Here is a 19,931-nt window from a genome sequence, read left to right as displayed (position 1 = left end):
AGAAAAGCTACCGCTGCTGGCGCAGATGCACGACGTCACCGGCGGAAACGACGACGGTTTGGCCGCCGGCCTCCAGACATAACCGGCCCTGGTCGTCGACGGCGGTCGCGGTGCCCACGACCTCCTTGTCGCCGGGCAGCACGGCGCGCACCGGGCGCCCGATGGTCAGGCTGCGCGCCCGGTAGTCGGCCGCCAGCGCCCAGTCGGCGCCCCGCGCGGCCCGCCAGGCCACGATCCGCCTGCCCAGTTCGGTCAGCACCGCGCCGGCCAGCCGGCCCCGGTCCGGGTCGGGCACGCCGAGGTCGAACAGCGACGTGGCGCCGGGCCCGTCGACCTCGTCGGGGGCCTGAGTCACGTTGAGCCCCAAGCCGATCACCACGACCGGGCGGGCCACCTCGGCGAGGATGCCGGCCAGCTTGCCCGGGGAATCCGGCGGACCGGCCAGCACGTCGTTGGGCCACTTGAGGCCCGCCTGCACCCCGGTGACGGCCAGCACCGCGTCGACGATCGCCACCCCGGTGGCCAGCGACAGCCAGCCCCAGCCCTCGGTGGGGACGTCGACGACGCTGACGCCCACCGACATCGTGATCTGGGCCCGCCGGCTGGCCGTCCAGCCGCGCCCGTGGCGCCCGCGGCCGGCCGTCTGGTGCTCGGCGATCAGCACCGCCCCGGCGACGTCGTCGCCCGCCGCGGCGCGCGCCAAGAGGTCGGCGTTGGTGGAGCCGGTCTGCTCCACGACGTCGAGCCGGCGCCAGCCCAGCCCGGTCCCGATCAGCTCGGCGCGCAACGCGGCCTGATCCAGCGGCTGCCGAAGCGAATCGCGGTCCGTCACTCCACCCAGCCTAAGCACCGGCGCGGGGCCTGCCGATACCATCGAGTCCCATGACAAGCGTTACCGACCACACGGCCGAGCCCGCCGCCGAGCACACCATCGACATCCACACCACCGCGGGCAAGCTGGCCGAGCTGCACAAGCGGCGGGAGGAGTCGCTGCACCCGGTCGGCGAAGAGGCCGTCGAGAAGGTGCACGCCAAGGGCAAGCTGACCGCCCGCGAGCGCATCCTGGCCCTGCTCGACGAGGACTCGTTCGTTGAGCTCGATGCGCTGGCCAAACACCGCAGCACCAACTTCGGGCTGGACAAGAACCGCCCGCTGGGCGACGGCGTGATCACCGGCTACGGCACCATCGACGGCCGCGACGTGTGCATCTTCAGCCAGGACGCCACGGTGTTCGGCGGCAGCCTCGGCGAGGTGTACGGCGAGAAGATCGTCAAGGTGCAGGAGCTGGCGATCAAGACCGGCCGCCCGCTCATCGGCATCAACGACGGCGCCGGGGCGCGCATCCAGGAGGGCGTGGTCTCGCTGGGCCTGTACAGCCGCATCTTCCGCAACAACATCATCGCGTCCGGCGTCATCCCGCAGATCTCGCTGATCATGGGCGCGGCCGCCGGCGGGCACGTCTACTCCCCCGCCCTGACCGACTTCGTCGTCATGGTGGACCAGACCAGCCAGATGTTCATCACCGGCCCGGACGTCATCAAGACGGTCACCGGTGAGGACGTCACCATGGAGGAGCTCGGCGGCGCCCACACCCACATGGCCAAGTCGGGCACGCTGCACTACGTCGCCTCCGGCGAGCAGGACGCCTTCGACTGGGTCCGCGACCTGCTCAGCTACCTGCCGCCGAACAACGCCACCAACCCGCCCCGGTACGCCGAGCCCGCCCCCGCCGGTCCCATCGAGGAGAACCTCACCGACGAGGACCTCGAGCTGGACACGCTGATCCCGGACTCGCCCAACCAGCCCTACGACATGCACGAGGTGATCACCCGGATCCTCGACGACGACGAGTTCCTGGAGATCCAGGGCGGTTACGCACAGAACATCGTTGTCGGGTTCGGCCGCATCGACGGCCGGCCGGTCGGGATCGTGGCCAACCAGCCGACCCAGTTCGCCGGCTGCCTGGACATCAACGCCTCGGAGAAGGCGGCCCGCTTCGTGCGGACCTGCGACTGCTTCAACATCCCGATCGTGATGCTGGTCGACGTCCCGGGCTTCCTGCCGGGCACCGGCCAGGAGTACAACGGCATCATCCGGCGCGGGGCCAAGCTGCTGTACGCCTACGGCGAGGCGACCGTGCCCAAGATCACGGTCATCACCCGCAAGGCCTACGGCGGCGCCTACTGCGTCATGGGTTCCAAGGACATGGGCTGCGACGTCAACCTGGCCTGGCCGACGGCCCAGATCGCGGTGATGGGTGCCTCCGGCGCGGTCGGCTTCGTGTACCGCCAGCAGCTGGCCGAGGCCGCGCGCAACGGCGAGGACGTGGACGCGTTGCGCCTGCAGCTGCAGCAGGAGTACGAGGACACACTGGTCAACCCCTACGTCGCGGCCGAGCGCGGCTACGTCGACGCGGTGATCCCGCCGTCGTACACCCGCGGCTACATCGGCACGTCGCTGCGCCTGCTGGAACGCAAGATCAGCCACCTCCCGCCCAAGAAGCACGGGAACATTCCGCTGTGACCGACGACGCTCACCACGAGCCGCACATCCAGGTACTCAAGGGGAACCCCACCGACGCGGAGCTGGCGGCGCTGGTTGCCGTGCTCGGCGGCGTCGGCGCCGCCTCGCCCGAGCCCACCCAGCCGGAGAGCACCCGCTGGGGCTTGCCGGTCGACCGGCTGCGCTACGCGATGTCGAACTACCAGCGGCTGACCATGCAGCAGATGACACACATGCGGCATTGACCCGGCTGGTGCTGGGGTCGGCCTCGCCGGGCCGCCTCAAGGTGCTGCGCCAGGCGGGCCTCGATCCGCTCGTCGTGGTGTCCGGCGTCGACGAGGACCTAGTCGCCGCGGGCCTGGCACCCGCCGCCCCACCCGACCAGGTGGTCTGCGCGCTGGCCGCGGCCAAGGCCGACGACGTCGCCGGGCGGCTCGACGGCGCGACCGCGGCGGATTGCGTTGTGCTGGGCTGTGATTCGATGCTGGCCATCGACGGCCGGCTGTGCGGGAAGCCGGGATCGCCCGAGGCCGCGATGATCCAGTGGCGGCTGATGGGCGGCCGCTCGGGCCGGCTGCACACCGGGCACTGCCTGCTGCGGCTGCGCCACGGCGCGATCACCCACCGCGAGGTCCAATCCGCCTGCACCACAGTGCATTTCGCCGCCCCTGCCGAGGCGGATCTGCGGGCGTACGTAGCCGACGGCGAGCCGCTGCGGGTGGCCGGCGGCTTCACCCTGGACGGGCTGGGCGGCTGGTTCGTCGACGGGATCGAGGGCGATCCGTCGAACGTGATCGGCGTGAGCCTGCCGCTGCTGCGTGAGCTGCTGGAGCGAGCCGGGTTGTCCGTGGCCTCGCTGTGGGAGAGCCGGCGGTAGGCTCGGAGTCGTGTCCTTACCCCCCGATCCAGACCCGTCCCTGACCGAATACGCCCACCCCGAACGACTGGTCACCGCTGACTGGCTGTCCGCCAACATGGGCGCCCCCGGCCTGGCGATCGTCGAGTCCGACGAGGACGTGTTGCTCTACGACGTCGGCCACATCCCCGGCGCGGTCAAGATCGACTGGCACACCGACCTCAACGACCCGCGGGTCCGCGACTACATCAACGGCGAGCAGTTCGCCGAGCTGATGGACCGCAAGGGCATCGCCCGCGACGACACGGTGGTGATCTACGGCGACAAGAGCAACTGGTGGGCGGCCTACGCGCTGTGGGTCTTCACGTTGTTCGGCCACCCCGACGTGCGCCTGCTCAACGGCGGTCGCGACCTGTGGCTGGCCGAGCGCCGCGACACCACCCTGGACGTCCCGACCACGACGTCGAGCGGCTATCCCGTCGTGCAGCGCAACGATGCGCCTATCCGCGCGTACAAGGACGACGTGCTGGCCATCCTCGGTTCCGAGCCGCTCATCGACGTGCGCTCGCCGGACGAGTACACCGGCAAGCGCACCCACATGCCCGACTACCCCGAGGAGGGGGCGCTGAGGGCCGGGCACATCCCCACCGCCGTGTCGATCCCGTGGGGCAAGGCGGTCGACGAGAGCGGCCGCTTCCGTCCCCGCGCCGAGCTCGAGGAGCTCTACGGCTTCCTGCGGCCGGACGACAAGACCGTCGTCTACTGCCGCATCGGCGAGCGGTCCAGCCACACCTGGTTCGTGCTAACCCACCTGCTGGGCAAGCCCGGGGTCCGCAACTACGACGGATCGTGGACCGAGTGGGGCAACACCGTGCGGGTGCCGATCGTAGCGGGCGAGCAGCCGGGAGCCGTTCCGGTCTGATGAGCATGCCCGCCCCCCTGGCCGAGGTGGTGTCCGACTTCGCCGAAGTCCAGGGCCAGGACAAGCTGACGCTGCTGCTGGAGTTCGCCAACGACCTTCCCGCGCTGCCGGCCGACCTCGAAGAGGCGGCGATGGAACCGGTGCCCGAGTGCCAGTCGCCGCTGTTCCTGCACGTCGACGCCAGCGACCGCAACCGGGTGCGCCTGCACTTCAGCGCGCCCGCCGAGGCGCCCACCACCCGGGGGTTCGCGTCGATCCTGGCCGCCGGTCTGGACGAGCAACCGGCGGCGGACATCCTCGCGGTGCCCGAGGACTTCTACACCGAGCTGGGCCTGGCCGCGCTGATCAGCCCGCTGCGGCTGCGCGGCATGTCGGCGATGCTGGCCCGCATCAAGCGGCGATTACGCGAGACGGCCTGATCAGGAACGGATTTGGAGACCGGGTATCAGCCGCTACGGCGCGCCGCATAAACTTCCCCGGGACAAGACTTGTAAGAATTTCTCTTAGAGACGCATATGACGTCCAGCCGAACAGGAGGCGAAGTGGCTAGTCACGCCAGCTCGAGGATCTCCAAGGTGCTCGTCGCCAATCGCGGTGAGATCGCCGTCCGGGTGATCCGTGCGGCCCGCGACGCGGGCCTGCCCAGCGTGGCGGTGTATGCCGAGCCCGACGCCGACGCGCCGCACGTGCGGCTGGCCGACGAGGGGTTCGCCCTGGGGGGTCAGACGTCCGCGGAGTCCTACCTGGACTTCGGCAAGCTCCTCGACGCGGCGGAGAAGTCCGGCGCCAACGCCGTCCACCCCGGCTACGGCTTCCTCTCCGAGAACGCCGACTTCGCGCAGGCGGTCATCGACGCCGGCCTGATCTGGATCGGCCCCAGCCCGCAGTCGATCCGCGACCTCGGCGACAAGGTCACCGCCCGCCACATCGCCGCCCGCGCCCAGGCGCCGCTGGTGCCCGGCACCCCGGACCCCGTCAAGGACGCCGACGAGGTGGTGGCCTTCGCCGAGGAGTACGGCGTGCCGATCGCCATCAAGGCCGCGTTCGGCGGCGGCGGGCGCGGCATGAAGGTCGCCCGCACCCTCGAGGAGATCCCCGAGCTGTTCGAGTCGGCCACCCGCGAGGCCGTCGCCGCGTTCGGCCGCGGCGAATGCTTCGTCGAGCGGTACCTGGACAAGCCCCGCCACGTCGAGGCGCAGGTGATCGCCGACCAGCACGGCAACGTCGTCGTGGCCGGCACCCGCGACTGCTCGCTGCAGCGCCGCTTCCAGAAGCTGGTCGAGGAGGCGCCGGCGCCGTTCTTGACCGACGCGCAGCGCAAGGAGATCCACGAGTCGGCCAAGCGGATCTGCAAGGAGGCCCACTACTACGGCGCGGGCACCGTCGAGTACCTGGTCGGCCAGGACGGCCTGATCTCCTTCCTGGAGGTCAACACCCGCCTGCAGGTCGAGCACCCCGTCACCGAGGAGACCGCGGGCATCGACCTGGTGTTGCAGCAGTTCAAGATCGCCAACGGCGAGAAGCTCGACATCACCGAGGACCCCACCCCGCGCGGGCACGCCATCGAGTTCCGGATCAACGGCGAGGACGCCGGGCGCGGCTTCCTGCCCGCCCCGGGGCCCGTCACCAAGTACGAGACGCCCAGCGGCCCGGGCGTCCGGCTGGACTCGGGCGTCGAGGCGGGATCGGTGATCGGCGGCCAGTTCGACTCGATGCTGGCCAAGCTGATCGTCTACGGCGCCGACCGCACCGAGGCGTTGGCGCGCGCCCGCCGGGCCCTCGACGAGTTCCACGTCGAAGGCTTGGCGACCGTTATCCCGTTCCACCGCGCGGTGGTGAGAGACCCGGCGTTCATCGGTGACGAGAACGGCTTCTCGGTGCACACCCGCTGGATCGAGACCGAGTGGAACAACACCATCGAGCCCTTCACCGGCGGCGAGCCGATCGACGAAGAGGACGCCCGGCCCCGGCAGACGGTGGTCGTCGAGGTCGGCGGCCGCCGGCTCGAAGTCTCGCTGCCCGGCGACCTGGCCCTGGCCAACGGTTCGGCCGACCCGGCCGGGGTCATCCGCAAGAAGCCCAAGCCGCGCAAGCGCGGATCGCACGCGGGGGTGGCCGCCTCCGGCGACGCGGTGACGGCGCCCATGCAGGGCACCGTGGTCAAGGTCGCGGTGGAGGAGGGTCAGGAGGTCGCCGCCGGCGACCTGGTCGTGGTCCTCGAGGCCATGAAGATGGAAAACCCGGTCACCGCGCACAAGGACGGCACCATCACCGGGCTTGCCGTCGAGGCCGGCGCGGCCATCACCCAGGGCACCGTCCTCGCCGAGATCAAATAGATCCGGGATCAATTGAATCCCAGATCAACCAAATGTTGTCCGACCCTGCCCGCCGCGGGTAGGGTCGGGTCAGGTTGAGTTCACAGCCACCCGGATCACGCCAGGCACGCGGGGTGCGAACTCCCGGTCTTGAACTATCACCGACCGTCTGACGTCATCCACAGCAGGATCCTCCAAATGACGGAGACACGCATGTCTGTGGCCCAATCTTGGCAACAAAGCCGAACCGCACAATTCTCCTCCCGCGCGAGCGCGCTGGGGGCGGTGCTCACCGTCGACGGTGAGCTCGACGCCGCCAACGCCGACCAGCTCGCCATCTACGCGCAACGCAGCGTCAGGCGCGCCCGCCGGATCATCGTCGACCTGCGCGGCCTGGAATTCATTGGTACCGCTGGCTTTTCGGCGCTGCACCGGATCAACGTCGCCTGCTCGGCCGCCCAGGTGCACTGGGCCATGGTGCCGAGCCCGGCCGTAGCGCGGTTGCTGAGGATCTGCGACCCCGACGGCACCCTGCCGGTGACGACGCCGCAAGCCGAGCCGCTGCTGCGCCCCGCACGGGCCGAGCGCGACGGGTCGCGACCGCTACTTCAGTTGGTCCCGCAGCCGCGTTAGCGACTTGGCCAAAAGGCGCGACACGTGCATCTGTGAGATCCCGACCCGCTCGGCGATCTGCGTCTGCGTCATCGACTCGAAAAACCTGAGCACCAGCACCATTCGTTCCCGCTCGGGCAGCGCCTCGAGCAGCGGGCGCAGCGCCTCGCGATCCTCGATGCGGTCGAGGCCGGCGTCCACGTCGCCCAACGTGTCGGCGATGGCGCGGGCGTCGTCGTCGTCGCTGCCGCCACCGGTGTCGATGGACAGCGTGTTGTAGGAGCTGCCCGCCACCAGGCCCTCGACCACCTCGTCACGCTCCATGCCGAGTTCGGCGGCGAGTTCGGTCGCCGTCGGCGCCCGGCCGAGCCGCTGGGACAGGTCGGCGGTGGCGGTGCCCAGCCGCAGGTGCAGTTCCTTCAGGCGGCGCGGGACCTTGACCGACCAGCTGTTGTCGCGGAAGTGGCGGCGGACCTCGCCCATGATCGTGGGCACCGCGAACGAGACGAAGTCCGACCCGGTCTCGACGTCGAAGCGGACGACGGCGTTGACCAGGCCGACCCGCGCCACCTGGACCAGGTCGTCGCGCGGTTCGCCGCGGCCCTCGAACCGGCGGGCGATGTGGTCGGCCAGCGGCAGGCACCGCTCCACGATCTTGTCCCGCTGGCGCTGGAATTCCATCGAGTCGGGGGCGACGCCAGCCAACTCCCGGAACATGTCCGGGACGTCCGCATACTCGTTCGGCCGCGAAACCGAACCGCCGGCAGCTCGCGCTGTCACCTGCTAGAGGCCGCCCGTCGCGCGGTCAGCGTGATACCGAAAACACTTCCGGTCTCATCGGGTTCGCGACCGTCGTGGAAGGTCTGGACTTCATCGGCCAGGGAGGTCAGGACGTGCCAGCTGAAGCTGCCGGGCGCCACCACGTCGTGGGTGTCGCACGCCGCGGAGGCCTCGACCACCAACTCGTCGTCGTGCGGGTCGACCACGACCACCAGCGTCGCACCCGGCGTGGCCGACCGAATCAGGCGGGTGCACACCTCGTCCACCGCGAGCCGCAGGTCGGCGACCGCATCGAAGTCCAGGTCCTCGAAGGTGCCGATGGCACCGACCAGCGTGCGCAGCATCGCCAGGTTCTCGAGGCGTGCCGCGACGTGCAGCTCGACGGCGCGCTGGCCGCGTTGACGCGTGTTCGCGCGAACTCCCGGATCGGTCATATGGTCTCCCGGCAATGTCTGCTTGACATTACTATTGCCGCGCAGCCCGCCGTCGACCGTGGGTTCCAACCGATTAGTCACAATCGCCGCCGCTGGTCATATCTATGGCAGTGGGCATCGATGTCGGTGTCGCTGACGCAACCCTTCCGGCACTCATCATGGTGTACAGCTGATACCCACTTGCGGCGGCGAATAACCCCGTCGGCGAACCCTTAACACCGTCCACGCCGCGACCTACACTTGTTGGCATGAAGCAGGCTCTGCTTCGTGCGGTTGTGCTTCTCGCGTCGTGGGCCGTCGGCCTGCTGGCGGCGGCCTGGGTTGTGCCCGGCGTCTCGGTATCGGCCTCGGGGTTCATCGTCGCCGTGCTGTTGTTCTCCGTTGCGCAGGCAAGCCTGTCGCTGCTGATCGTGAAGTTGCCGCGGGCCTACGCGTCGCTGTTACTCGGGGGCGCCGGGCTGGTGTTGACCCTGGTCGCGCTGAGCCTGGCCGCCACGTTCACCCACGGGCTCACCATCCACGGCGCCGCCTCCTGGCTCGCCGCGACGATCATCGTGTGGCTGGTGACCACGATCGGGGCGATTTCGCTGCCCGAGATGCCGGTTCGCGACACGGCCGGCTCGACGACCTGAAACGACCGAAGGAGGGGTGATGAGCGACAGGCATCGCGATCCGACGGACCACTTCCGGACGACGCAACCGCACGCCGGTTTCTCGATGAAGGACAACCTGTACTGGCCCGGGTTCATCCTGTTCCTCGTCGCGCTGGGCGGAATGATCAGCACCACGGCCGCGGCCGCCTACGGCCACTACGAATGGGTCGCCACTACCAGCCTGGTGGCCGTGCTCGGAACGATCGCCGGGGCGTTGTGGTTCGTCGCGGAGCACCGCCGCGTGGGCCGCATCGACGAGCAATGGCGCTTCGTCCCACGAACCGAGAGCGGCCCGAAGACCCAGAGCCCCGCGCGCCCCGACTCGCGCGTCTAGTCGGCGCAGGTCATAGGGCCAGCACCGGCCCGGCGATCGGGGATACACCAAGGCCGAGGGCCACCACCATCAGCGTCAGCAGGAACCAGCCCGCGCCGTGCCACCCCCACCAGGTGCCGTGGGCCTTCCATACCCGGTAGGTGCGCAGGAACGCCCAGAGCGCCCCGGCCAGCAGGATCAGCGGACCGCCCAGCGCCAGCATTGTGCGCTGGGGCGTGCCACAGGCCGCCGTGTCGACGCCCGTTCCGGGGCAGGTGCTGACCCACAACGCGGCAAGAACTAGGAAGCCCATGCCCGCGACCGCGGCCAGGGCGGCAAACCGGATGGCCGCGTGCACCTCGCGGTCCTCCTGCCCCAAGCGGTCACCCGGCGACCGCTGATCCGCCGTTTGCATAGTCGTCCCCCGTGTCCCGGCCCTGATTTCTTGGTTAATCGTTCGCTGCGCCGCATTGGTTACGCGCCACGATGATGCAGATCCGGATACCCGGCGCCCTCTCACGGTAAACCGCCTCAGCCCCACGTCACAGCCGTCAATGCGCCGCTCAGGGCGCAAACCAGCGCGTCGATCTCCCCGCGGGTGACCGTCAGCGGCGGCCGGAATCGGACGCCGTCCTCCCCGCAGCGCAGCGCGATCACGCGACGTTGCCACAGTTGGGCGATCACCGCCTCACGCGCGCGGCTGCTCGGCAGGCTGAACGCGCACATCAGGCCGCGGCCGCGGGGATCGAGAACCACGGCCGGGAAGTCCTGAGCCAGCTCGACCAGCCGGCCCAGCAGGTAGCGCCCGTGTTCGGCGGCGCGTTCAAACAACCCGTCGGCCTCGATCACCTGCAGGATGCGGCGGGCCCGCACCATGTCGGCCAGGTTGCCGCCCCAGGTCGAGCTGAGCCGGGAGGCGACCACGAACACGTTGTCGGGGACCTCGTCGACCCGGCGGCCGGCCATGACCCCACACACCTGCGTCTTCTTGCCGAACGCCACCACATCGGGTTGCACGCCCAGCTGCTGGTAGGCCCACGGCGTTCCGGTCAGCCCGCAGCCGGTCTGGACCTCGTCAAAGATCAGCAGGGCGTCGTATTCGTCGCACAACCGGCGCATCGCGGCGAAGAATGCGGGACGGAAGTGGCGGTCGCCGCCCTCCCCCTGAATGGGCTCGGCCACGAAGCACGCGACGTCGTGCGGGTGCGCGTCGAACGCCGCCCGGGCCTGCCGCAACGACTCGGCCTCGAGCGCGTCCATGTCCGTCGCCGGCCGGACATAGGGCGCATCGATGCGCGGCCAGTCGAACTTCGGGAAGCGGGCCACGGCCACCGGCTTGGTGTTGGTCAGCGACAGCGTGTAGCCGCTGCGACCGTGGAACGCGCCGCGCAAATGCAGGACCCGCGTGCCCAGCGCCGGGTCGATCCCGCGCGCCTCGTTGTGGCGGCTCTTCCAGTCGAACGCGACCTTGAGCGCGTTCTCCACCGCCAGCGCGCCGCCCTCGACGAAGAACAGGTGCGGCAACGCGGGGTCGCCCAGCACCCGGACGAAGGTCTCGACGAAGCCGGCCATTGCCGCCGTGGCCACGTCGGGGTTGCTCGGCTTGTTCAGCGCCGCCGCCAGGAGCTCCGCGCGGAACTCCTCGTCGTCGGCCAGCGCCGGGTGGTTCATGCCCAGCGCCGACGACGCGACGAACGTGAACATGTCGAGGTAACGGCGGCCGTCCCGGGCGTCGACCAGGCAGGAGCCGGCCGACCGCGTCAGGTCCAGCACCAGGTCGAAACCGTCGACCAGCATGCTGCGGGACAACGTCTCGCGGACACGGTCGGTGACGGCGGCGGTCATGCCGCTCATCCTAGCGTGATTCTTACGGTGCTACGGCATATATACAGGAAATATTATGGTATGTATTGCCGATCACTGTAAAAAGTATTGAGGATGATGGTGCTTCGCGTCTGGACGTCGGCCGCCGTGCGGATCCGCTGCAGCAGGTCCTCGAGCGCCCGCGCGGACTCGACGCGAACCAGCAGGACATAGCTCTCCTCGCCGGCCACCGAGTGACACGACTCGATCTCAGCGATGTGTTCCAGGCGGGCGGGCGCATCATCGGGTTGAGAGGGATCCAAGGGAGTGATGGCCACGAACGCCGAGAGCAGGTGCCCGACCGCCTCCGGGTTGATCCGCGCGGAATACCCCGACACCACGCCGCGCGACTCCAGCCGGCGCACCCGGGACTGCACCGCGGAGACCGACAGGCCCGCCTTCGCGGCCAGCTCCGCCAGGGTCGCGCGACCGTTGGCGACCAGCTCGCGCACCAGGGTCCGGTCAATCTCGTCGAGCGCGTCACCCATGGGCGGAGATTATCGCAGCAAAGCCGAAATCGACGGCGTGCCATGAGCCCCCGGCAGGGCACGCTGGCGGCGTGGCAGCTGCGCGCCCGATTCGCGGCCGGGCTGTCCGCCATGTACGCCGGGGAGGTCCCCGCGTACGGCACGCTGGTCGAGGTGAGCGGCCAGGTCAACGCCGCCCACGTGACGCGACATACCGATGCCGAACGCCTGGGGTCGCTGGATCGGGTCACCGCGGAGCGGCACGGCGCGATCCGGGTCGGCAGCCCGGCCGAACTGGCCGCCGTCGCCGACCTGTTCGCCGCCTTCGGCATGTACCCGGTGGGCTACTACGACCTGCGCCGCGCCGCCTCGCCGATTCCGGTGGTGTCCACGGCCTTTCGTCCCCTCGACGCGGATGAGTTGGCGCGCAACCCGTTTCGGGTATTCACCTCGATGCTCGCCACCCGGGACGCGCGCTACTTTCCCCCGGGGCTGCGGGCCCGGGTGGAGACCTTCGTCGCGCGCCGGCGGCTGTTCGACCCCGCCTTGGTCGAGCGGGCGCGAACGATTGCGGCCGACGGCGGCTGCGCCGCTGACGAGGCGCCCGCGTTCGTCTCCGCGGCGGTGGCGGCGTTCGCGCTGTCCCGCGAGCCGATCGACAAATCCTGGTACGACGAGTTGTCGCGGGTGTCGGCGGTGGCCGCCGACATCGCCGGGGTGGGCTCCACCCACATCAACCACCTGACGCCGCGGGTGCTCGACATCGACGAGCTGTATCGGCGGATGACCGCGCGCGGCATCACCATGATCGACACCATCCAGGGGCCGCCCCGCACCGACGGCCCCGCGGTCCTGTTGCGCCAGACCTCTTTTCGCGCGCTCGCCGAGCCCTGCCTGTTTCGCGGCCGGGACGGCCGCGTCACCGCGGGCAGCGTGCGGGTGCGCTTCGGCGAGGTCGAGGCGCGCGGGGTCGCGCTGACGCGCAAGGGCCGGGAACGCTACGACGCCGCGATGGGCGCGCCCGACCCGGCGTCGGTGTGGCACCGGCACTTCCCGCCGACCGACGCGGAAATGGCCGCCGAGGGGCTGGCCTACTATCGCGGCGGCGACCCGTCGGCGCCGGTCGTCTACGAAGACTTCCTGCCGGCGTCGGCGGCGGGCATCTTCCGCTCCAACCTGGACCGCGAAACCCGGGCGCGGGCGGCGGCCGACGACTCCGGCTACGACGCGCAGTGGCTGGCCGGGGCCATCGGCCGCGAGATCCGCGACCCGTACGCACTTTACGAGGAGGCAACCCGATGATCACCGAGCGTACCGAGGAGTTGCGGTCGCGGGTGCGCGCGGCCTATGAAGCGATGGGCGTCGGCGTCGCGCTCGGCGACCCGGCCGCGCACGGGCTGCCCGCCAGCACGCCGATCACCGGCGAGGTGCTGTTCACCGTCGGCCACACAACGCCCGAGCAGGCCTGCGCGATCATCGCCGACGCCGCCGACGCGTTCACGGCGTGGCGCGCCACGCCGGCCCCGGTGCGGGGCGCGCTGGTGGCCCGCCTCGGCGAGCTGCTCACCCGCCACAAGGACGACCTGGCGACGTTGGTGACCGTCGAGGTGGGCAAGATCGGCTCCGAGGCGCTCGGCGAGGTGCAGGAAATGATCGACGTCTGCCAGTTCGCGGTGGGCCTGTCGCGCCAGCTGTACGGCCGCACCATCGCGTCCGAGCGGCCCGGGCATCGCCTGCTGGAGACCTGGCACCCGCTCGGTGTGGTCGGGGTGATCACCGCGTTCAACTTCCCCGTCGCCGTGTGGGCGTGGAACGCGGCCGTGGCGCTGGTCTGCGGCGACACCGTCGTGTGGAAGCCGTCGGAGCTGACGCCGCTGACGGCGCTGGCCTGCCAGGCACTGATCGGCCGCGCGGCCGCCGACGTCGGCACCCCCGCCGCGGTCAGCGGCCTGGTCCTGGGCGAGCGCGACCTCGGCGAGCTGCTGGTGGACGACAACCGGATCGCGTTGGTGTCCGCCACCGGTTCGGTGCGCATGGGCCAAGCCGTCGGCCCCCGGGTCGCCGCGCGCTTCGGGCGGGCCCTGCTGGAGCTGGGCGGCAACAACGCGGCCGTCGTGACGCCGTCGGCCGACCTGGACCTGGCCGTGCGGGCCATCGTGTTCGCCGCCGCCGGCACCGCCGGGCAGCGCTGCACCAGCCTGCGCCGGCTCATCGTGCACCGCTCCGTGGCCGACGAGGTGGTCGCCCGGGTCGTGGCGGCGTGCGGGAGGCTGGCGATCGGCGACCCGTCGGCGCCGGGCACGCTCGTCGGCCCGCTCATCCACGAGACCGCCTACCGCGACATGGTCGGGGCCCTCGAGCAGGCGCGCGCCGACGGCGGCGAGGTCTTCGGCGGCGAGCGCGTTCATCTCGCCAGCCCTGACGGGCAAGAGGCCCACCCGAGCGCCTACTACGTCGCGCCGGCCGTCGTCCGCATGCCCGCACAGACCGACATCGTGGCCACCGAGACGTTCGCGCCGATCCTCTACGTGCTGACGTATGACGACCTGGGCGAGGCGATCGCGCTCAACAACGCCGTGCCGCAAGGACTTTCGTCGGCGATCTTCACCACCGACCTGCGCGAGGCCGAGCGCTTCCTAGACGAATCCGATTGCGGCATCGCCAATGTCAACATCGGCACGTCGGGCGCCGAGATCGGCGGCGCGTTCGGCGGCGAGAAGCAAACCGGCGGCGGGCGGGAGTCCGGCTCGGACGCGTGGAAGGCCTACATGCGCCGAAGTACCAATACCGTCAATTATTCCGACGCCTTACCGCTGGCCCAGGGCGTTCAGTTTGGTTGAGCCAGTTGAGCCAATGTGGCGGGCGTCTCATACCGAATGGGTACTATCTGACACATGCCGACAGCTAGAAGGCGGTTATCCCCTGAGGATCGCCGCGCGGAGCTGCTCGCTTTGGGGGCAGAAGTCTTTGGGAAGCGACCCTATGACGAGGTCCGCATTGACGAGATAGCCGAACGCGCGGGCGTCTCCCGCGCGCTGATGTATCACTACTTCCCGGACAAGCGGGCGTTCTTCGCCGCGGTGGTCAAGGACGAGGCGGACCGGCTCTACGACGCCACCAACAACCCGCCCGAGCCCGGCATGACGATGTTCGAGGAGATCCGGACCGGCGTGCTGGCCTATATGGCCTATCACCAGTCGAACCCGGAGGCCGCCTGGGCCGCGTACGTCGGGCTGGGCCGGTCCGACCCGGTCCTGCTCGGCATCGACGACGAGGCCAAGAACCGCCAGATGGAACACATCATGTCGCGCATCGGCGAGGTCGTGAGCGGGATGCCGGACACCAGCGCGCTGGAACCGAACGTCGAGCGGGACCTGCGGGTGATCATCCAGGGTTGGCTCGCGTTCACCTTCGAGATCTGCCGGCAGCGGATCATGGACCCCACCACCGACGCCGACCGGCTCGCCGACGCGTGCGCGCACACGCTGCTCGACTCCATCGCCCGGGTGCCGGAGATCCCGCCGCAGCTGGCGCACGCGATGGCGACAGCGAGGCTGTGAGAAGGCGCTCACCGACCACGATGTCGGTGCCCGTTGGCACCATGGTTGGGTGAGCACTCGCACCGACTCCCGGCCACCCGACCCGTTGGGCCGGTTCAGCGCGGTCACTCGCGAGTGGTTCACCGGCACGTTCGCCGCCCCGACCACCGCGCAGGCGCAGGCCTGGGAGGCCATCGCCGACGGCGACAATACCCTGGTGATCGCGCCGACCGGATCCGGCAAGACCCTCGCGGCGTTCCTGTGGGCCCTGGACTCCCTGGCTGACCTAGCCGGTCCCGCCGGGTCGGCCGAGCGGCCGGCCGGCACCCGCGTGCTCTATGTGTCGCCGCTCAAGGCGCTGGCGGTCGACGTCGAACGCAACCTGCGCACCCCGCTGGCCGGGCTCACCCGCATCGCCGAGCGGCACGGCCTGCCCCCGCCGGACATCAGCGTCGGGGTCCGCTCCGGCGACACCCCGCCCGCGGCCCGCCGGCAGCTCATCGCGCACCCGCCCGACGTGCTGATCACCACCCCGGAATCGCTGTTCCTGATGCTGACGTCGGCGGCACGGGAAACCCTTGCCGGCGTTCAGACGGTGATCGTCGACGAGATTCACGCCATCGCCGGCGGCAAGCGCGGCGCCCACCTGGCCCTGTCCCTGGAGCGCCTGGACGACCTGCGCCGCGCGTCGTCGCAAGCGCCGCCCGCGCAGCGCATCGGGCTGTCGGCCACCGTGCGCCCGCCCGAGGAGCTGGCGCGCTTCCTGTCGGGCGGCAGCCCCACCACCCGGACCAGGGTGGTCGCGCCGCCGTCGGCCAAGACCATCGAGCTCACGGTGCAGGTCCCGGTGCCCGACATGGCCAACCTCGCGAACAACTCGATCTGGCCCGACGTCGAGGCCCGGCTGGTGGACCTGATCGAATCGCACGGCTCGACCATCGTGTTCGCCAACTCGCGGCGACTGGCCGAGCGGCTCACCTCCCGGCTCAACGAGATCCACGCCGAACGCGCCGGGATCTCGCTGGACACGGACCCCAACCCTAAAGTGGCCGGTGGCGCCCCGGCGCACCTGATGGGCAGCGGCCAGAGCTTCGGCGCCCCGCCGCTGCTGGCGCGCGCCCACCACGGCTCGGTCAGCAAGGAGCAGCGCGCCCTGGTCGAGGAGGACCTCAAGCGCGGGCTGCTCAAGGCGGTGGTGGCAACCTCCAGCCTGGAGCTGGGCATCGACATGGGCGCCGTCGACCTGGTGATCCAGGTGGAGGCGCCGCCATCGGTGGCCAGCGGCCTGCAACGCATCGGGCGGGCCGGCCATCAGGTCGGCGAGGTCTCGCGCGGCGTGCTGTTCCCCAAGCACCGCACTGACCTGATCGGGTGCGCGGTGACCGTGCAGCGCATGCTCGACGGGCAGATCGAGACGATGCGGGTGCCCGCCAACCCGCTGGACATCCTGGCGCAGCAGACCGTCGCGGCGGCCGCGCTGGAGCCGCTGGACGCCGACCGGTGGTTCGACACCGTGCGGCGGGCCGCGCCCTTCGCGACCCTGCCCCGCAGTGTGTTCGAGGCCACCTTGGACCTGCTGGCCGGCAAGTACCCGTCCACCGAGTTCGCCGAGCTGCGCCCGCGCCTGGTCTACGACCGCGACACCGGCACGCTGACGGCGCGGCCCGGTGCGCAGCGGCTGGCCGTCACGTCCGGCGGTGCCATCCCGGACCGCGGGCTGTTCACCGTGTATCTGGCTTCCGAGGCCGAAAAGCCTTCGCGGGTCGGCGAACTCGACGAGGAGATGGTGTACGAGTCCCGACCGGGGGACGTGATCTCGCTGGGCGCGACCAGCTGGCGGATCACCGAGATCACCCACGACCGGGTGCTGGTGATCCCCGCGCCAGGACAGCCGGCCCGGCTGCCGTTCTGGCGCGGCGACGACGTGGGCCGCCCGGCCGAGCTGGGCGCCGCGCTCGGCGCGTTCACCGGGCAGCTGGCCGGCCTCGACCGCGACGCCTTCGACAAGCGTTGCGCCGCTTTGGGTTTCGACGCCTACGCGACCGACAACCTGTGGGGGCTGCTGGACGAGCAGCGGACCGCCGCCGGGGTGGTCCCCACCGACACCACCCTTTTGGTCGAGCGGTTCCGTGACGAGCTCGGCGATTGGCGGGTGATCCTGCACTCGCCGTACGGGCTGCGGGTGCATGGGCCGCTCGCGCTGGCGGTGGGCCGGCGGCTGCGCGAGCGCTACGGCCTCGACGAGAAGCCGACCGCGTCCGACGACGGCATCGTGGTCCGCCTGCCCGACACCGAGTTTTCCGCCGAAGACGGTACCCCGCCGGGGGCGGAACTGTTCGTCTTCGACGCCGACGAGATCGATCCCGTCGTCACCGCCGAGGTGGGCGGCTCGGCGCTGTTCGCGTCGCGGTTCCGGGAGTGTGCGGCGCGCGCGCTGCTGCTGCCCCGCCGCCACCCCGGCCGCCGCTCGCCGCTGTGGCACCAGCGCCAGCGCGCGGCCCAGCTGCTGGACGTGGCCCGCAAGTACCCCGACTTCCCGGTGGTGCTCGAGGCCATCCGCGAATGCCTGCAGGACGTCTACGACGTCCCGGCGCTGACCGCGCTGATGGCCGGCATCGCCCAGCGCAAGGTGCGCGTGCTCGAGGTGGAAACCGCGCGGCCCTCCCCGTTCGCGGCGTCGCTGTTGTTCGGTTACGTCGGCGCCTTCATGTACGAGGGCGACACCCCGCTGGCCGAGCGCCGGGCCGCCGCGCTGTCCCTGGACAGCACGCTGCTGGCCGAATTGCTGGGCCGCGTGGAGCTGCGGGAATTGCTCGACTCCGACGTCATCGCCGCGACGGGCCGGCAGCTGCAGCACCTGTCAGCCGACCGGGCCGCCCGCGACGCCGAGGGGGTCGCGGACCTGTTGCGGCTGCTCGGCCCCCTGACCGAGCAGGAGGTCGCGGCCCGCACTGACGTCGCCGACGGCAAAAGCGTTGCCGGGTGGCTGGAGGGCCTGCGGGCCGCCAGGCGCGCGCTGACCGTGCCGTTCGCCGGCCGCAGCTGGTGGGTGGCCATCGAGGACATCGGCCGGCTGCGCGACGGGGTCGGGGTGGCGGTCCCGCTGGGCGTCCCGACCGCGTTCACCGAGGCGGTGGCCGACCCGCTGGGCGAGCTGCTGGGGCGCTACGCGCGCACGCACACCCCGTTCACCACGGCCGAGGCCGCCGCCAGGTTCGGCCTCGGGCTGCGCGTCACGGCCGACGTCTTGGGTCGGTTGGCGGCCGACGGCCGGCTGGTGCGCGGCGAGTTCGTCGCCACCGAACTATCCGGGGGCGCCGGCGGCGAGCAGTGGTGTGACGCCGACGTGTTGCGCATCCTGCGGCGGCGTTCGCTGGCGGCGCTGCGCGCGCAGGTGGAGCCGGTGAGCACCGCCGCGTACGGGCGGTTCCTGCCGGCCTGGCACCACGTGTCGTCGCCGCAGTCGGGTCTCGACGGCCTGGTCGCCGTGATCGATCAGCTGGCCGGCGTGCGGATCCCGGCCTCGGCGCTCGAGCCGCTCGTGCTGGCCCCGCGGGTGCGCGACTACTCCCCCGCGATGCTCGACGAACTGCTCGCCGCCGGCGAGGTGACCTGGTCGGGCGCCGGGTCGATCTCGGCGGGCGACGGCTGGATCGCGCTGCACGCCAGCGATTCCGCTCCGCTGACGCTGGCCGGCCTGGCCGAGCTCGACTTCACCGACGCGCACCGCGCGATCCTGGACACGCTGGCCGGGGGCGGCGCGTACTTCTTCCGCCAGCTGGCCCAGGACGCGATCGGTGAGTCGGAGCTGAAAACCGCGCTGTGGGAGCTGATCTGGGCCGGCTGGGTCACCGGCGACACGTTCGCCCCGGTGCGCGCCCTGCTGACCGGCGCCGGGGCCCGCAAGCGATCCGTCCCCGCGCACCGCACCCGCCGCCCGCCCCGGCTGAGCCGCTACAGCGTCGCGCACGCCCAGCACCGCAGCACCGACCCGGCCGTGGCCGGCAGATGGTCGGCCCTGCCGGCGCCCGAGCCGGATTCCACGCTGCGGGCCCACTACCAGGCCGAGCTGCTGCTGGGCCGCCACGGCGTGCTGACCCGGGGCGCGGTGGCGGCCGAGGGCGTGCCGGGCGGTTTCGCGACCCTCTACAAGGTGCTGAGCACGTTCGAGGAGGCCGGCAGGTGCCAGCGCGGCTACTTCGTCGAGTCGCTGGGCGGCGCCCAGTTCGCCGTCGCGTCCACCGTCGACCGGCTGCGCAGCTACACCGACGACGTCGACCAGGAGCGTCCGGAGTACCGGGCGGTCGCGCTGGCCGCCGCCGATCCCGCCAACCCCTACGGCGCCGCCCTGCCCTGGCCCACCTCGAGCGCCGAGGGCGCGCGCCCCGGCCGCAAGGCCGGCGCCCTCGTCGTGCTGGTGGACGGCGAGCTGGCCTGGTTCTTAGAGCGCGGCGGCCGATCGCTGCTGACGTTCACCGACGACCCCGCGGCCCACCATGCGGCGGCGGTTGCGCTGGCCGACCTGGTCGCCGCCCGGCGCGTCGCGTCGATCCTGGTGGAACGCATCGACGGCACGCCGGCGCTGCAACCCCACGTCGGGGGACCGAACCCGGCCGCCGAGGCGCTGGCCGAGGCCGGGTTCGCCCGCACCCCACGCGGAATGCGGCTGCGATAG

19 protein-coding genes are annotated in these 19,931 nt (G+C 71.1%); 13 read left to right on the top strand and 6 right to left on the bottom strand.

Annotated features, from left to right (window positions below; genetic code table 11):
• Positions 1 to 7: 7 nt before the first annotated feature.
• Positions 8 to 832 carry a biotin--[acetyl-CoA-carboxylase] ligase gene (locus A5706_RS24270; protein ID WP_068136431.1) on the bottom strand — a complete coding sequence of 275 codons (825 nt, stop codon included), beginning with the start codon at positions 830 to 832 and terminating at the stop codon, positions 8 to 10.
• 50 nt (positions 833 to 882) lie between these two features.
• Between A5706_RS24270 and A5706_RS24265 the strand changes: the two genes are divergently transcribed.
• The 7 genes from A5706_RS24265 (at position 883) to A5706_RS24235 (ending at position 7,228) form a co-directional block, all read left to right on the top strand.
• Positions 883 to 2,523 (top strand): acyl-CoA carboxylase subunit beta, encoded by a 1,641-nt coding sequence (locus A5706_RS24265; RefSeq protein ID WP_068136428.1) that lies wholly within the window; start codon positions 883 to 885, stop codon positions 2,521 to 2,523.
• Positions 2,520 to 2,747, top strand: coding sequence for an acyl-CoA carboxylase subunit epsilon (locus A5706_RS24260; RefSeq protein WP_068112508.1), 228 nt, complete (start codon positions 2,520 to 2,522; stop codon positions 2,745 to 2,747). Before A5706_RS24265 ends, A5706_RS24260 begins: the two co-directional genes overlap by 4 nt.
• Positions 2,744 to 3,379, top strand: coding sequence for a nucleoside triphosphate pyrophosphatase (locus A5706_RS24255; RefSeq protein WP_068136425.1), 636 nt, complete (start codon positions 2,744 to 2,746; stop codon positions 3,377 to 3,379). The genes A5706_RS24260 and A5706_RS24255 overlap by 4 nt, the downstream gene beginning before the upstream one ends.
• 10 nt (positions 3,380 to 3,389) lie before the next feature.
• Positions 3,390 to 4,280, top strand: coding sequence for a sulfurtransferase (locus A5706_RS24250; protein WP_068136422.1), 891 nt, complete (start codon positions 3,390 to 3,392; stop codon positions 4,278 to 4,280).
• Positions 4,280 to 4,699 (top strand): SufE family protein, encoded by a 420-nt coding sequence (locus tag A5706_RS24245; protein WP_068112517.1) that lies wholly within the window; start codon positions 4,280 to 4,282, stop codon positions 4,697 to 4,699. The genes A5706_RS24250 and A5706_RS24245 overlap by 1 nt, the downstream gene beginning before the upstream one ends.
• A gap of 123 nt (positions 4,700 to 4,822) precedes the next feature.
• Positions 4,823 to 6,616, top strand: a complete 1,794-nt coding sequence (locus tag A5706_RS24240) for an acetyl/propionyl/methylcrotonyl-CoA carboxylase subunit alpha (protein WP_068136416.1) — start codon at positions 4,823 to 4,825, stop codon at positions 6,614 to 6,616.
• Positions 6,617 to 6,808: 192 nt separating this feature from the next.
• Positions 6,809 to 7,228, top strand: coding sequence for an STAS domain-containing protein (locus A5706_RS24235; protein WP_068136496.1), 420 nt, complete (start codon positions 6,809 to 6,811; stop codon positions 7,226 to 7,228).
• On the opposite strand, the gene A5706_RS24230 is transcribed toward A5706_RS24235, so the two are convergent.
• Positions 7,199 to 7,987, bottom strand: coding sequence for an RNA polymerase sigma factor SigF (locus tag A5706_RS24230; RefSeq protein ID WP_067010372.1), 789 nt, complete (start codon positions 7,985 to 7,987; stop codon positions 7,199 to 7,201). The genes A5706_RS24235 and A5706_RS24230 overlap by 30 nt on opposite strands.
• Positions 7,984 to 8,421, bottom strand: coding sequence for an anti-sigma factor (locus A5706_RS24225; RefSeq protein WP_068136413.1), 438 nt, complete (start codon positions 8,419 to 8,421; stop codon positions 7,984 to 7,986). The genes A5706_RS24230 and A5706_RS24225 overlap by 4 nt, the downstream gene beginning before the upstream one ends.
• A gap of 248 nt (positions 8,422 to 8,669) precedes the next feature.
• On the opposite strand from A5706_RS24225, the gene A5706_RS24220 reads away from it, so the two are divergent.
• Positions 8,670 to 9,053 (top strand): phage holin family protein, encoded by a 384-nt coding sequence (locus A5706_RS24220; RefSeq protein ID WP_068136411.1) that lies wholly within the window; start codon positions 8,670 to 8,672, stop codon positions 9,051 to 9,053.
• A gap of 19 nt (positions 9,054 to 9,072) precedes the next feature.
• Positions 9,073 to 9,408, top strand: coding sequence for a protein UsfY (gene usfY / locus A5706_RS24215; protein ID WP_231985395.1), 336 nt, complete (start codon positions 9,073 to 9,075; stop codon positions 9,406 to 9,408).
• A 10-nt stretch (positions 9,409 to 9,418) separates the two neighbouring features.
• Here usfY and A5706_RS24210 read toward each other — a convergent pair whose 3' ends face one another.
• From A5706_RS24210 to A5706_RS24200, 3 genes are all read right to left on the bottom strand, one after another.
• Positions 9,419 to 9,802 carry a hypothetical protein gene (locus tag A5706_RS24210; RefSeq protein WP_068136407.1) on the bottom strand — a complete coding sequence of 128 codons (384 nt, stop codon included), beginning with the start codon at positions 9,800 to 9,802 and terminating at the stop codon, positions 9,419 to 9,421.
• Positions 9,803 to 9,918: 116 nt separating this feature from the next.
• Complete coding sequence (lat, locus tag A5706_RS24205) at positions 9,919 to 11,241, bottom strand: L-lysine 6-transaminase (protein ID WP_068136404.1); 1,323 nt, start codon at positions 11,239 to 11,241, stop codon at positions 9,919 to 9,921.
• Between the two features lie 44 nt (positions 11,242 to 11,285).
• Complete coding sequence (locus tag A5706_RS24200) at positions 11,286 to 11,738, bottom strand: Lrp/AsnC family transcriptional regulator (RefSeq protein WP_068136400.1); 453 nt, start codon at positions 11,736 to 11,738, stop codon at positions 11,286 to 11,288.
• A 42-nt stretch (positions 11,739 to 11,780) separates the two neighbouring features.
• Here A5706_RS24200 and A5706_RS24195 point away from each other — a divergent pair, with 42 nt between their 5' ends.
• From A5706_RS24195 to A5706_RS24180, 4 genes are read left to right on the top strand one after another with little or no spacing between them, the layout of a single operon-like run.
• Positions 11,781 to 13,019, top strand: a complete 1,239-nt coding sequence (locus A5706_RS24195; RefSeq protein ID WP_068136395.1) for a VOC family protein — start codon at positions 11,781 to 11,783, stop codon at positions 13,017 to 13,019.
• The gene (locus A5706_RS24190) at positions 13,016 to 14,557 is read left to right on the top strand and encodes an aldehyde dehydrogenase family protein (RefSeq protein ID WP_068136393.1); all 1,542 of its coding nucleotides are present in this window, start codon (positions 13,016 to 13,018) and stop codon (positions 14,555 to 14,557) included. Before A5706_RS24195 ends, A5706_RS24190 begins: the two co-directional genes overlap by 4 nt.
• Positions 14,558 to 14,611: 54 nt before the next feature.
• Complete coding sequence (locus A5706_RS24185; protein WP_068136391.1) at positions 14,612 to 15,277, top strand: TetR/AcrR family transcriptional regulator; 666 nt, start codon at positions 14,612 to 14,614, stop codon at positions 15,275 to 15,277.
• Positions 15,278 to 15,326: 49 nt separating this feature from the next.
• Positions 15,327 to 19,931 carry an ATP-dependent helicase gene (locus A5706_RS24180; RefSeq protein ID WP_068136389.1) on the top strand — a complete coding sequence of 1,535 codons (4,605 nt, stop codon included), beginning with the start codon at positions 15,327 to 15,329 and terminating at the stop codon, positions 19,929 to 19,931.

Source organism: Mycobacterium sp. E796, from assembly GCF_001672815.1.
GTDB lineage: Bacteria > Actinomycetota > Actinomycetes > Mycobacteriales > Mycobacteriaceae > Mycobacterium.
The sequence above is the reverse complement of the archived record's forward strand: the minus strand, read 5'-3'. Positions and strand labels throughout refer to the sequence as shown.